This window comes from Micromonospora nigra, assembly GCF_900091585.1.
Lineage (GTDB): Bacteria > Actinomycetota > Actinomycetes > Mycobacteriales > Micromonosporaceae > Micromonospora > Micromonospora nigra.
In genome coordinates, this window is the sequence record NZ_FMHT01000003.1 from 2,489,073 (window position 1) to 2,501,966 (window position 12,894).

The 12,894-nt window shown below is 73.5% G+C and carries 14 protein-coding genes; 4 read left to right on the forward strand and 10 right to left on the reverse strand.

All coding sequences use genetic code 11. The features are described 5' to 3' along the window. Positions 1-47 precede the first annotated feature (47 nt). From GA0070616_RS10605 to GA0070616_RS10615, 3 genes are all read right to left on the reverse strand, one after another. Positions 48-1,049: a glycine betaine ABC transporter substrate-binding protein gene (locus GA0070616_RS10605; RefSeq protein ID WP_091090444.1), complete on the reverse strand. Its 1,002-nt coding sequence runs from the start codon at positions 1,047-1,049 to the stop codon at positions 48-50. A 206-nt stretch (positions 1,050-1,255) separates the two neighbouring features. Continuing rightward, positions 1,256-1,978 (reverse strand): ABC transporter permease, encoded by a 723-nt coding sequence (locus GA0070616_RS10610; protein WP_091080194.1) that lies wholly within the window; start codon positions 1,976-1,978, stop codon positions 1,256-1,258. Then, a complete protein-coding gene (locus GA0070616_RS10615) occupies positions 1,975-2,661 on the reverse strand; it encodes an ABC transporter permease (protein WP_091080198.1) in 687 nt (228 codons plus the stop codon). The genes GA0070616_RS10610 and GA0070616_RS10615 overlap by 4 nt, the downstream gene beginning before the upstream one ends. 2 nt (positions 2,662-2,663) lie before the next feature. Between GA0070616_RS10615 and GA0070616_RS10620 the strand changes: the two genes are divergently transcribed. Then, entirely contained in the window at positions 2,664-3,656 is a 993-nt protein-coding gene (locus GA0070616_RS10620; protein ID WP_091080201.1) for an ABC transporter ATP-binding protein, read from the forward strand. Positions 3,657-3,686: 30 nt separating this feature from the next. Here the strand turns inward: GA0070616_RS10620 and GA0070616_RS10625 are convergent, their stop codons facing one another. The 7 genes from GA0070616_RS10625 to folP form a co-directional block, all read right to left on the reverse strand. Beyond that, positions 3,687-4,184 (reverse strand): hypothetical protein, encoded by a 498-nt coding sequence (locus GA0070616_RS10625; RefSeq protein WP_091080205.1) that lies wholly within the window; start codon positions 4,182-4,184, stop codon positions 3,687-3,689. A gap of 37 nt (positions 4,185-4,221) precedes the next feature. Then, a complete protein-coding gene (locus GA0070616_RS10630) occupies positions 4,222-4,530 on the reverse strand; it encodes a hypothetical protein (RefSeq protein ID WP_091080208.1) in 309 nt (102 codons plus the stop codon). Positions 4,531-4,576: 46 nt separating this feature from the next. Next, a complete protein-coding gene (locus GA0070616_RS10635; RefSeq protein ID WP_091080211.1) occupies positions 4,577-5,794 on the reverse strand; it encodes an ABC transporter permease in 1,218 nt (405 codons plus the stop codon). 114 nt (positions 5,795-5,908) lie between these two features. Continuing rightward, on the reverse strand, positions 5,909-6,445 hold the full coding sequence (locus GA0070616_RS10640; protein WP_091080214.1) for a DUF3180 domain-containing protein: 537 nt from the start codon (positions 6,443-6,445) through the stop codon (positions 5,909-5,911). Positions 6,446-6,506: 61 nt separating this feature from the next. Beyond that, positions 6,507-7,034: a 2-amino-4-hydroxy-6-hydroxymethyldihydropteridine diphosphokinase gene (folK, locus tag GA0070616_RS10645; protein WP_091080218.1), complete on the reverse strand. Its 528-nt coding sequence runs from the start codon at positions 7,032-7,034 to the stop codon at positions 6,507-6,509. Next, positions 7,031-7,408, reverse strand: coding sequence for a dihydroneopterin aldolase (folB, locus tag GA0070616_RS10650; RefSeq protein WP_091080222.1), 378 nt, complete (start codon positions 7,406-7,408; stop codon positions 7,031-7,033). The genes folK and folB overlap by 4 nt, the downstream gene beginning before the upstream one ends. After that, entirely contained in the window at positions 7,405-8,319 is a 915-nt protein-coding gene (gene folP, locus GA0070616_RS10655) for a dihydropteroate synthase (RefSeq protein ID WP_091080226.1), read from the reverse strand. The genes folB and folP overlap by 4 nt, the downstream gene beginning before the upstream one ends. 344 nt (positions 8,320-8,663) lie before the next feature. On the opposite strand from folP, the gene GA0070616_RS10660 reads away from it, so the two are divergent. From GA0070616_RS10660 to GA0070616_RS10670, 3 genes are read left to right on the forward strand one after another with little or no spacing between them, the layout of a single operon-like run. Beyond that, positions 8,664-8,984, forward strand: coding sequence for a hypothetical protein (locus tag GA0070616_RS10660; protein WP_091080229.1), 321 nt, complete (start codon positions 8,664-8,666; stop codon positions 8,982-8,984). Positions 8,985-8,996: 12 nt separating this feature from the next. Continuing rightward, positions 8,997-9,359: a hypothetical protein gene (locus GA0070616_RS10665; protein ID WP_091080233.1), complete on the forward strand. Its 363-nt coding sequence runs from the start codon at positions 8,997-8,999 to the stop codon at positions 9,357-9,359. Positions 9,360-9,408: 49 nt separating this feature from the next. Continuing rightward, entirely contained in the window at positions 9,409-12,894 is a 3,486-nt protein-coding gene (locus GA0070616_RS10670) for an ATP-binding protein (RefSeq protein ID WP_091080237.1), read from the forward strand.

Genomic DNA, 12,894 nt, shown 5'->3' on the forward strand with positions numbered 1-12,894 from the left:
GGGCGGGCGTCGGCCACGAGGGTCGACGCCCGCCCGGCTTCCGTGTCTCAGCCCGCCAACGCGCCGTCCGAGGAGAAGACCAGACCGACGCTGGCCGCCCCGGTGGTCAGCGCGTTCTTGGTCTGCGGGCCTCCCGCGTCGAGCGAACTGAACGAGCCGGCCCGGAAGTCGTAGACCTCGACCAGCCCGGCCTGGCACTTCGGCCGCTGCGGGCACTCCGGCGGACCGGCCAGCACCGTCTCCTGGCCCGAGCAGGTGGCGGCCAACTCGGACAGGGTCCGCACGCCGTACCTGTCGGCGAAGGCCCGGGTGACGGCGAACGCGTTCTGGTTCTGCGCGGCCGACGGGGACCCGAAGCTGATCCCCACCGTGGAACCGGCCTTTGTCAGCGCGGACATCGTCTTGTCCAGTGCGGACGAGGAGACCGGCTCGGCGTCCTTGCCGTTGATCTTCGTGTTGAGGAACTCGGCCATGGTGGCCGCGTACTCCGGGACGACCTGGATCTCGCCCTTCTCCAGCGCCGGCTCGTACAGCTCGCGGCTGCCGATCTGCTGGACCCTGACCTCGTAACCGGCGGCCGTCAGCACGATCCGGTACAACTCGCCCAGCGTCTGGCTCTCGCTGAAGTTGCCCGCCCCGACCACGATCTCGCCACCGGGGCCCTTGGTGATCCCGGCGGTCAGGTCGTTGGCGGCGGCGAACTCCGTCGCGGCCGCCTCCGGCGTCTTGCGATCCACGTCGACGGCCTTGTTGAGCGCGACCAGCTTCGGGGTGTCGAGCGCGGCGGAAACCTTGTTCAGCGCCGCGAAGACCTCCGGGGTGGCCGCCTTCGCGTTGACCGCCGGGACGATGTTGTCGGTGTTCTGGAGCTTCTTGTCGTCCTCGAGAACGACGAGCTGGTCGCCGGCCACCGGGGCGCAGCCCGCGCCGGTGGCACCCGCCTCGGGCGCCTCGGTGCCGGAGGAGCCGGCGTCGCCGCAGCCGGTCAGCAGCCCCGCAGCAGTGAGGGCACCGACCGCCCCGACGGCCAGCCGTGTACGTGTGCGCATCATGCCCGCCTTCCGTGTCCCGGCCCGACCCGTCCGGGTCGGCCGCGTGTCCGACGGGCGGGCCTGCACCGGCCGCCCGCGATCTCATAGCCAACATCTTCCGACAAGGCACCGACAACCCAGGGCGGCGTTCGTCACCGGATCGTCACCCGGCGTCGGCACCACCCGGGCGGTGTGCCCTGAGAACGCCGCCAGGTAGCGGCAGGTCAGCCGCCGATGACCGCGTCGGCGGCGCGGCGGTCGCCACGTCGCCGGCTGCGGCGCAGCGGGCGGGGGGTGGCGAACCGTTCCCCGTACGCCAGCACCAGCTCCACCGTCAGAGCCAGGCCCGCCACCAGCAGGCCGCCGGCCAGGATCTGCCCCTGGCCGGCAGCGATGTCGAGCCCGAAACCGGCCCGGATGATCTGCCCCAGACCGCCGCCGTTGACGAACGACGCCAGCGCGGCGGTCGCCACCACCTGCACGGCGGCCGTGCGGAACCCGGCCGCCAAGTAGGGCACCGCCAGTGGCAACTCGACCCGGCGCAGCACCTGCCCGCCGGAGAAACCCATCCCACGGGCCGCGTCCCGGGCCTCCGGATCGGCCTGCCGCACCCCCGTGTACGCGTTGGCCAGCAACGGTGGCACCGCGAAGACGGCCAACGCCACCACCACCGCCGGCCGGCCGAAGCCGAGGAAGGTCAGCGGCAGGATGGCCAGCAGCGCGAGCGTGGGAACGGCCAGCGTGAGGTTGGCGACGAGCACCACCAGCCCACCGCCACGGCCGGTGTGACCGAGCCACAGCCCGACCGGCCAGGCGACCAGGCAACCCAGCAGCACCGCCGCCGCCGACATCGACAGGTGCTCGCCGAGCCGGTCCAGCACGCCGCCCGGGTTGGTCCAGTTGAGCGGATCGTTGAGCCAGACGTACGCCGCCTCGACCGGGTTCACGCCGTCCTCCGACGCAGCCACGGGGTGAGCAGCCGGCCGACCCCGGCCAGCAGCAGGTCCAGCACCAGCGCGAGCAGCACACACAGCAGCGTGCCCGTCATGATCTGCGCCTTGTAGAAGTTGTTCTGCAGGCCGGCGAAGATGAGCTGCCCGAGGCCACCGCGACCGATGACCACACCCACCGTCACCAGAGCCACTGTGGAGACGGTGGCCAGCCGCAGCCCGGTGAGGATGCCCGGCAGCGCCAGCGGCAACTCGACACGGAACAGCCGCCCCCACCGGCCGTACCCCATCCCCTCGGCGGCCTCCCGCACCTCGGGTGGCACCTGGTTGAGCCCGGCGACGGCGTTGCGCACGATGACCAGCAGCGCGTACAACACCACGACGCTGAGCACGGTCACCGCCCCGATGCCCAGGTAGGGCGCGAGGAACGCGAACAGGGCCAGGGAGGGGATCGTGTAGAGCACCCCGGTGACGGCGAGCACCGGCCCGGCCAGTGGCCGGAACCAGTACGCCAGGACCGCCAACGGCAGCGCGACCAGCGCGGCGATCAGCACCGCCCGGAGGGTGAGCGTGGTGTGCTCGCGCACGGCGGCGAGGATCGTGTCAGAGTTGTCCCGCACGTACTGCCAGGAGAACCACGGATTGCCCGGGTCGGCCCGGTAGCTCAGGCGGAAGGACATACGTGGACGGTACCCCGACGGGCGGCGGTCAGCGCGCCGCGTCGATCACCCTCGACGGCATCGGCAAGCGTTACCCGGACGGCACGGTGGCCGTCGACGAACTCAGCCTGGACATCGCGGCCGGCGAACTGGTGGTGCTGATCGGCCCGTCCGGCTGCGGCAAGTCGACGGTGCTGCGGATGGTCAACCGGCTGGTCGAACCGACCGCCGGGCGGATCCTGCTCGACGACTCCGACGTCACCCGGGTCGACCCGGTGCGGCTGCGCCGCCGGATCGGGTACGTGATCCAGAACGTCGGGCTGTTCCCGCACCAGACGGTCGCCGCGAACGTGGGCACCGTGCCCGGCCTGCTCGGTTGGACCCGCGAGCGAACCCGGCAGCGGGTCGGTGAGCTGCTGGAACTGGTCGGCCTCGACCCGGCGCGCTACGGCCGGCGCTATCCGCACGAACTGTCGGGCGGCCAGCGGCAACGCGTGGGGGTGGCCCGCGCGCTGGCTGCCGACCCCGTGGTGCTGCTGATGGACGAGCCCTTCTCGGCCGTGGACCCGATCGCCCGCACCCGGTTGCAGGAGGAGTTCCTGCGCCTGCAGGCCGAGGTGCGCAAGACCATCGTGCTGGTCACCCACGATCTCGACGAGGCCGTCCGGCTCGGCGACCGGATCGCGGTGCTCTCCCAGGGCGGGCGGCTGGAACAGTACGACACCCCGGCGGTCCTGCTCGGCGCACCCGCCACGCCGTTCGTACGCGAGTTCGTCGGTGCCGACCGGGGCATCCGCCGGCTGGTGGTCACCCCGGTCACCCGGGACGTGGTGGAGCCGATGCCGGGGACCGGACACCAGCACCTGCCGACGGTGCCGCTGGGCGGCTCGGCGTACGACGCGCTCGCCGTCATGCTCACCTCGGCGGCGGACCGGGTGGCGGTGCTCGACGACGACCGGCCGGTGGGAGTGCTCACCCGGGCCGGGCTGCTCGACCTGGGCCGGCCCGGCGGCTGACGAATCCGCCCGGCCGACGCCGCCTGCTGCTCAGGCCCGGCCGCCGAGGCTGGCCAGACCCACGATCCAGCCGACGAGGAAGCCGTACGACGCGCCGGTCCCGGCGGCCTGGAGCGCGCCGAGCAGCGACGGGTCGGGGCCGAGGAACGCGGCGAGCAGCGAGGCCGTGCCGGCGGCCAGGGCGTAGGCGCCCCAACCGGAGCAGAACTGGTCGACCGACCCCTGCACCCGGGCCACCTGCGGCGTCGGCAGGAGGTAGAGCAGCAGGGCGGCGAATCCGACCAGCAGCACGGCCCGCAGGTTGGCGGCCAGCAGTCCGCCCTCCGGGCCGGCGTCGAGCTGCCAGGCCGGCCAGGCGAGCAGACGCAGGTACCAGCCGCCCGCCGAGTTGGGGTCGGTGCCGTCCTGGGCCCAGGCCACGTACGCGGGGCTACCACACACGGCGACCAGCACCAGCGCGGCGAGGGTGCCCGTGCCGGCCGCCGTGCCGTACCGGGCGGTGCTGCGCGGACGGTTCGAGATCGCCATGATCAACCTGTTTCCCGACGGGTCGCGGGAGGAAACCCTACGGGTGTTTCATCAGGTAGTCGATGAAGGCGGCCCGCAGCAGCGGCGCCGACTCCTCGTAGCCGTGGCCGGTCATCTCCCGCCACAGGGCGACCGCCTCGTCGACCGTCGGCCCGACGGAGTTGGGTGCCCCGTCGAGGGCCGCCGCCTCGTCCGCGTTGGGCAGGTGACGCAGCACCGACCAGAAGAACCCGACGTCGCGGCGTTCCCGGGCGCGGGCGAACGCCTGCTCCCGCAACTCCTCGGTGGTGAGTGCGTCGAGTTCGGCGAACGACCGGCCGGTTCCGGGTGAAGGTGTGTCGGTCATGCCGCCGAGCCTAACCGCAGAGATCACCGTCGGCGCGCCGGACGCGTCACCGGTCCTCGGCGTCCCACCGTCGCGGGCCGGTGTCCCAGCGCGGCGCCTGCCACGGGTCCGCCGGGCCCTCGAACGACCGGTCCGGCACGGCCGGTGCCCACGTGTCGACCGACTCGGCCCGGGGGATCGCCCAGCCGGCGCTGATCCGGCCGTCACCGGCCACTGACGGCCGCTCCGCCGTTGTCCCCGCCGCAGGCCGCCCCCATGTCTCCACCAGCCGGGTGACGGCGAGCCCGACGCCCAGCGCCGCTCCGCCCACCAGCCATCGACTCACCTCCCACCCCCGGGTCCGGGCGTACTCGAGGAACAGCACGACCAGGCAGACCACCAGCAAGGTGCCGAACACGCCGCCGCGTCGGCCGTAGCCGCTGGTGCCGGCCAGCAGCGCCATGCCCACCGCGAGCACCGTCCAGTCCATCCCGACGACGGGTGCGACCGTCGCGGCGCCGCCGGTCGCGACGATCGCCCCGGCCAGCACCGCCATCACCGTCGAGCAGACGAACGCCGCGGCCACCACGGCACCGGCCACCGCGCCGCGTCGGCGGGCCGGGTCGGCGACCGACCGGAAGCGGCCGACCAGCCGGCGCACCGGCCGGATCGCCCCGAACAGGCCGCCCAGCACGGCCACGGCGGCGAAGCCGGCGAACAGCTGCCCCGCCCCGGTACGCGGGTCGTAACCGGCCTGCACCAGAACCGGGGTGGCCCGCTGCTCGATGTAGACGACCACCCCCGCCGCGCCGCCGAGGCTCGCCGCCCAGGCCGGTACGTGCAGCGCCACCACGACCAGCGCCACGGCCAGACCACCGAGCGCGGCGACGGCGGCGGCCTGGCCGAGGGCCGTCGGCAGACCGTTGTCGCCCTGCTCGGCCACGTGCAGGGCGGCGGCGACAGCGACCGGACCGATCGCGAGGTTCACCGCGGCCGTCCGCAGGCTCAGTCCGGCGGCCAGCGCCAGCAGCCCCAGCGCCACCGCGTCTACCAGGAGGGTTCGCAGCCCGTCGCCGCGCAGGGTCGCCGGCGCCTCCCGCCACAGCAGGTACGCCACGACACCCACAGCGGCCAGCAGCACCGTCTCCCAGACGACGTGCACGCCGATCCGGTCCCGCCCCGGTTCGCCGTGCGCGGGGTCGTCGAACACGTTCTCCAGCACCGCGGCCGGCACCGTCGGGGCCGGTTCGGGCTGCCCCGCCCGGCCGGGTTCCTCGTACCCCATGCTGCCGCCCTCCAGGGCCGCCCCTGTCGACGCGCGGGCGGACCGGCGGCGGCCATTGCTGTCCGGTCGCTGCGCACCGTACCCGCGACCGCGACCCGGGCGGAACCCTCCCGGTCAGCGTCGAGGGGGGTGGTCGCCCCAGTCGTCGGGTTCGCGCTCGTCCTCCGGGCGCTCGGGCACCCGGCAGGACCGTTCCAGCCACAGTGCGGCGACGACGAGGGCGACGGAGGCCAGCAGGCCCGCGCCGGCGGCCGGTCGGTCCTCCGTGGCGGCCCGGGTGGTCTGCACGAACAACCAGCTCGTCAGGCCGGCGTAGAACCCGGTGAAGATGGCACCGACCAGTGCGGACGCCTTGGCCAGCACCACGAACCGGGCCACCACCAGCGGGTTGACCGGTTCCCGGCCGGGTTTCCGCTCGATCCGGCTCCGGGTGTTGATCGCGAAGTACGCCTCCAGCACGGCCAGCGCGGCCAGAGTCACCACCGGCAGCCAGGGCAGATCCGGCAGGTCGCGGTAGAAGCCACTGACCAGCAGCCAGGCGATCGCGGCGGCGGCGAGCGCGGCCACCACCAGAGTGGAGATGCGGGTGGGACCCATCCGCGGCCCGTCGGGGCCCGGTCCACCGGGCGGGCGGGACTGCGCCTGTGTCATGCCGGTCGCCGCCGTCCGGGCCCGGCGCCGGTCGTCGTCAGCTCGCTCGGCTCGGCCTGGCTCATGCCGTCGACTCTAACGCCAGATCCGGCCGGGGGCGCAGCTGCGGCGCGTCGGCGGCAGCCGGACCGGTGGTGAGCAGGTCGGTCAGCCAGCCGTGCCCCGGCAGTCGGCCGTAGGGCTGGATGTCGATCCACGGCCGGAGCACGAAGGCCCGCAGGTGGGCCCGCGGGTGCGGCAGGGTCAGCTCGGGGTCGTCGCGCAGCACCGGCTCGCCGTCGTCGGTCCACACGGCGATCACGTCGACGTCCAGGGTGCGGGGCCCGAAGCGCCGCGCCGGGTCGCGGGTGCGCCCCGCGAACCGCTCCGCCGCGCGGGCCCGCTCCAGCCAGTCGTGCGGGTCCGCCGTCGTGTCCTGCGCCAGCAGCGCCGCGTTGAGGTAAGCGGGCTGGTCGGCGTCACCCCACGGCGGGGTCTCGTACACCCCCGAGACGACCAGGACGCTCTCGCCCAGCGACGCCACGGCTGCGCGCAGGTGGGCGAGCCGGTCACCGAGGTTGCTGCCCAGCGACAGCACGGCCAGGGTCACCTGGCCCGCCGCCTGGTCATCGTGACGGCCACGTCGGAGAAGGTGTGCGGCACCGGCGCCTCCGGCTTGTGGACGGTGACGGTGGCGACGTCGACCCGGGGGTCGGCGAGGCAGACGGCCAGCAGCCGGTCGGCGAGGGTCTCGATGAGGTCGACCGGTTCCCCGGCGACCACGGCGACCAGCCGCTCGGCCAGTTCACCGTAGTGGACGGTGTCGGCCACGTCGTCGGTGCGGGCGGCGGGCGTCAGGTCCAGTTCGAGCACGGCGTCGACCACGAACTCCTGCCCCCGGGCGCGTTCGAAGTCGTACACGCCGTGCCGGCCCTGGGCCCGCAGGCCGGTCAACTGGATGCGGTCGGCCGGTGTCGCGCTCATCGGACGGCTCCGGGACGGGTCTCGTGGGCGGACATCCCGGCGGCAGTTCCGGGAACGGCGCCGCGGGGGGCGGGGTGCAGGTGGGGACTGCCGGTGGCCTGCCAGACGGCGAGAGCGTCCACGGTGGCCCGGACGTCGTGCACGCGTACCCCCCAGGCGCCCGCCGCCACCGCGAGCACGCTGGTGGCGACGGTGGCCGCCTCCCGACCGGCGGTGGGGCGGGGGTTCCCGTCGGGGTCGGCCAGCAACCGACCCAGGTAGGACTTGCGGCTGGCCCCGAACAGCACCGGGTAGCCGAGGTCGAGCAGTTCCGGCAGGCGGGCGCTGAGCTGCCAGTTGTGTTCGGCGGTCTTGGCGAAGCCGAGCCCCGGGTCGACCACGATGCGGTCGGCCGGCACGCCCGCACGCAGCGCCTCGTCGATCCGGCCGGCCAGTTCGGCGCGGACGTCGACCACCACGTCGGCGTAGCTGGCCAGTTCGCCCATCGCCCGGGAGTGGCCCCGCCAGTGCATCAGCACCCAGGGACAGCCGGCATCCCGGACCACCCGCGCCATGTCGGGGTCGGCCAGCCCACCCGACACGTCGTTGACCACGACCGCCCCGGCGGCCAGGGCGGCCTCGGCCACCCGGGCGCGGGTGGTGTCGATGCTGACCGGAACCCCGGCGGCGGTCAGCTCGCGGACCACGGGCAGCACGCGGGCGGCCTCCGTCTCCGCGTCGACCCGGTCGGCGCCGGGCCGGGTGGACTCTCCACCGACGTCCACCAGGTGGGCGCCGTCGGCGCGTAGCCGCACGCCGTGTGCGACCGCGGCGGAGAGGTCGGTGTAGCGTCCGCCGTCGGAGAAGGAGTCGGGCGTGACGTTGAGGACGCCCATCACCACCGGGGCCGGGGCCCGTACCAGATCGGTCACGACTAGACGGTACCGGTCGCACGGGAGGGCCGGGTCGGGCCGGGTCGGGGGTGCTGACATGCACATTCGTACACGTGTACGATCGGACGCCGAGGTCCTGTCGGGCACACTCCTCGCGGGTTGTCGCAAACAGGGCCGGCCCGTACGCTGTGGAATCGTCCAGCATCGAGATGGTGACGCCTGGAGGGAGGGCCTAAGCGGGGCAATTCGCCCAAAACTCGCCACCCTGAGTGGCGGGTGACGCACGCAGGGTCCGCAGCGCTGCGGAGAGTGAGCCCGTTCCCGCCCAGGCATTCCTATCTGCACCGCCGCGGTGACGCCGGCCGCGACTTGGGGAGGTTTCAGTGATCGCCATCGAGCTGATGGAGACGGCGTCGTCCGGCACCGCCCAGCTGTTCTCCACTCTGGCGTCCGCGATCCCGCTCGCCGCCGAGCCGGAGCCCAAGGGCATCGACACCGAGGGTGTCGTCACCTTCTTCGCCAGCAAGATCGCACCGATCCTGCTGGCCGTCCTCGGCGTCATCTTCATCGGCCGGGCCAGCCGGGGCGAAATCTCCAAAGTACTCACCAGCTCGGCCATCGCGATCGTCGGGCTGGCCTTCATCGCGGGAGCCGCCACCCTCTTCTTCATCGGCGACTTCCTGATCGACCTGATCTTCGAATAGGCGCGGGCAGAGATGCGACTGCGCACCGACGACGACATCTACCGGGCCCGCCTGGTCTATCTCGGGCCGCCCGGCTACACGCTTCCGGTCCACCTGCCCTACGCCCAGTACGGGCTGTTCATGGTGCTCGTCCCCCTCTACATGTTCATCCACTGGCTGTTCACGTTGCAGGTCGAGCTGTTCCCCGCCTGGGAGATCGCCCTCGCCATCGTGACCACCTCGTTCATCTTCCGGCACGTCGATCCGGACCGGCCGGCGCGCATGGTGATCCGCACCGCGCTGACCGACTGGCGGCGCACCCGGGAGCCGGCCGCCGAACAGCGCGATCCGCGTCTGGTCGGCAGCCGGATCAGGATCCGTGAGGAGCTGGCATGACCGGGCGTACGCCGAACGGGCAGAGCACCGACAAGGGCGAGGCAGTCGCATGAACCGCTCCTCCACGCCGGGTTCCCCGGCCGGGCGTCCGACCGCACCACACGGTAACCGTGCGCGGTCGTTCGACTACCCCGACCTGCCCGACCCGGACGACGAGACCGCGCTCGACCCCGCGCTGGCCACCAGCCCCGGGCACGGTGCGGTCGGCGTCTTCCAGGCACCCCGTCCCGCGCCCCTGCGGACTCCGCCCACCGAGCCGGCACCGCTCCCGCCGGCCACCCGGGACGGTGCCGACATCGACTCCCCCTTCCTCGACCTGTTCGGCGGCGCGTACGGCCGGCCGGCAGTCCCGCCCCGGCGGATCCGTGAACAGCCGGCGATTCCGGCGCAGCCACCCGGCCCCGGCGAACTCACCGCCGCCGCCGGGCCGGCTCCCACGACGCCCGTACCGACGGGCCACGAGCCGGACGCCGGCAGCCGGAACTTCGCCTCCCCTGTCGACGCGGTCTGGGTTGATCCGCCCATCGCCGCCCCACCCACCACCCGCCGGCTCGACCCGCCGCCCGTGCCGGCGCAGTCCCGGCCCGCCGACGCGGCGCCCACCGCCGAGCCGTCACCGGGCCGGCCCCGCACGCGGCAGGCCGGGCCGGCCGACGAGCCGTCCACCGCAGAGCCACCCCGGGCCCGCACCAGGCAGTTCCGGCCGGTCGACGAGCCGGCCGCCGTCGAGGTTCCCCCGACCCGGCCCCGGGTTCCGCATCAGCCCGTCGACGCGACCGGAGGGCTCGCGCCGGCCGCGCCCGTCGAGCGCCCCACCGATACGCCGCACAGCCCGCGCCACGACGCCCTGCCGGCCGAGCTGCCGGCGCGGAGCCCGCACCGGGAGGCGGAACCGCCGGCCACCCGGGCCCGGAAGCGGCCCGCCGAACGCCGCAACCAGCCCACCAAGCCGGTCAGGATCCGCCCACCGAAGATCAAGTTCGGGGACCGTGACCCGTCGATCGAGCTGGCCATCACCGAGATAGCCGGGCACCTGACCTTCACCCCGAACACCGTCACGGCCTGGTACTGGCTGCCCGAGGTGCGCTGGGCGTTCCGGCCGGACGCCGAACGCGAGGCGCTGCTCTCCGCGATCAGCGAACAGTACGCCGGTCTCGCCGGCTTCCGGCTACACCTGCGCCGCACCACCCGGCCCTTCCCCGCCGACGAGTGGGCGCGCACCATCGACGCGCACACCGCCGCCCCGCTGCCCGACGTACCCGGCACCCCGGCCTGGGCGGACCACCTGGTGGCCGCGCAACGGCACCTGCTGTCCGTCAACCACGCCGAGGGCCAGACCTACCTCGGCGTCACCTTCGCCCGTCGTTCCCTCGGCGACTCCTTCACCGAACGGCTGCTGCGCACCTTCGGCCGGGGGGTAGCCGAGGGCGAGCGACGCAAACTCGGCCGCACCGTCGAACAGTTCGACGAGGTGCTGGGGGCGTTCGGGATGCGCGGACGCCGCGTCACGGCCCAGGAACTGGAGTGGCTGCTCTACCGGTCGGTCGCCCTGTGCATGGCCCCGCCGGGCGCGCTCTCCCCCGTCACCGACGGGCGGTGGGAACGCGGCGACCTGCTCGCCCTCACCGAGCAGGTGGAGCGCTACCGCACCCCGTACGGCTCGACGGTGAAGCTGGTCAACCGGATGACCGGCGAGGAGCGGCACGTCGCCGTGCTCGCGGTGGGCCGGATGGAGCCGCTGGAGATTCCCGAACGACACGAGCCCTGGCTACACTTCCACGAGCGCCTGCCGTGGCCCATGGAGCTGTCCACCCGGGTCGACATCCTCGGCTCGAAGGACTCCTTCCGCAACCTCGAACACCGCCTGCGGATGATCCGCTCCCAGCAGCTCGACTACGCCGAGCACGGCATCGACGCCCCGCCGGAGCTGGAGCGGCTGGCCAAGCGGGCGCTGGTCATCGGCGACGAGATGACCACCGGCCTGCCGGTCGACTCGGCCCGGGCCCACGGCTGGCACCGCATCGCCGTCGGCGGGCGCACCCGCGAGGAGTGCCTCGAACGGGCCCGCCGGCTCATCCAGCTCTACTCCCGGGAGCTGCGCATCTCCCTGCAACACCCGAAGAACCAGGACTGGCTGGCCCGGGAGTTCATCCCCGGTGAGCCGATCGCCAACACCGGGTACGTCCGGCGGATGCCGGTCAACCTGCTCGCCGCCGCGCTGCCGCAGGCCGCCTCCACCGTCGGCGACCGGCGCGGCGACCTGATCGGCCGTACCGCCGGCACCTGCCGCCGGCCCGTCTTCCTCGACCTGCACTTCCCCATGGAGGTCCGGGAACGCTCCGGGTTGGCGGTCTTCGTCGCCGAGCCCGGCGGCGGCAAGTCGACCCTGCTCGGTGCCCTCGGCTACCTGGCCGCCCGGCGTGGCGTGCAGGTGACCCTGCTCGACCCGTCCGGCCCGCTGGCCCGGCTGTGCAACATGCCCGAGCTGCGGCCGTACTCGCGGGTGCTGAACCTGACCGGCTCCGAACACGGCACCCTGGCACCGTACTCGCTGATCCCGACACCACTGCGCAGCGAGTTCGGCAGCGGCGCGGCCGGCGACCGTGAGTTCGAGATCGCTGTCTCCAACGCCCGCGCCGAACGCCGGATGCTGGTGCAGGACATCTGCATGATGCTGGTGCCGCCGCAGGTGGCCCGGGAGGCGTCCACCGCCACTCTGTTCCGGCACGCCGTCCGCCGGGTGCCCGCCGAGGAGACCTCCACCCTGGACGACGTGGTCACCTGTCTCGCGCAACTCGACGACGACGCCGGCCGCGAGCTGGCCAACCTGCTGCTCGACACGGCCGAGATGCCGTTGGCCATGCTGTTCTTCGGCCGGCCGCCCGAAGGGTTGCTCGGTGCGGACGCGGCGCTCACCGTGATCACCATGGCCGGGTTGCGCCTGCCCGACCTCAAGATCGAACGTGAGTACTGGTCGGCCGAGGAGGCCCTCGCCCTACCCATGCTGCACACCGCCCACCGGCTCGCCGTCCGGCGCTGCTACGGCGGGTCGATGTCGTCCCGCAAGCTGGTCGGCCTGGACGAGGCGCACTTCATGGAGGGCTGGCGCTCCGGGCGCTCCTTCCTGGTACGCCTCGCCCGGGACTCCCGCAAGTGGAACCTCGCCGCGCTCGTCGCCTCGCAGAACCCACGCGACATCCTCGGACTCGACGTGCAGAACCTGGTCTCCACCGTCTTCGTCGGCCGGATCGCCGAGGACGCAGAGATCGCGTCCGAGGCACTGCGCCTGCTGCGCGTGCCGGTCGACGACGGCTACGAGGCCACCCTCGCCTCGCTCTCCACTGCTGACGCGACCTCCGCCAGCCGGCTCGGCTTCCGCGAGTTCGTCATGCGCGACGTCGACGGCCGGGTGCAGAAGGTCCGCGTCGACGTCTCCTACGTCGAGGGGCTGCTGGACCACCTCGACACCACCCCCGCCGCCATCGCCGCCGCCGCCGGGGTGCTGCCGACCGTCCTGCCGGATCTGGAGGCGTGA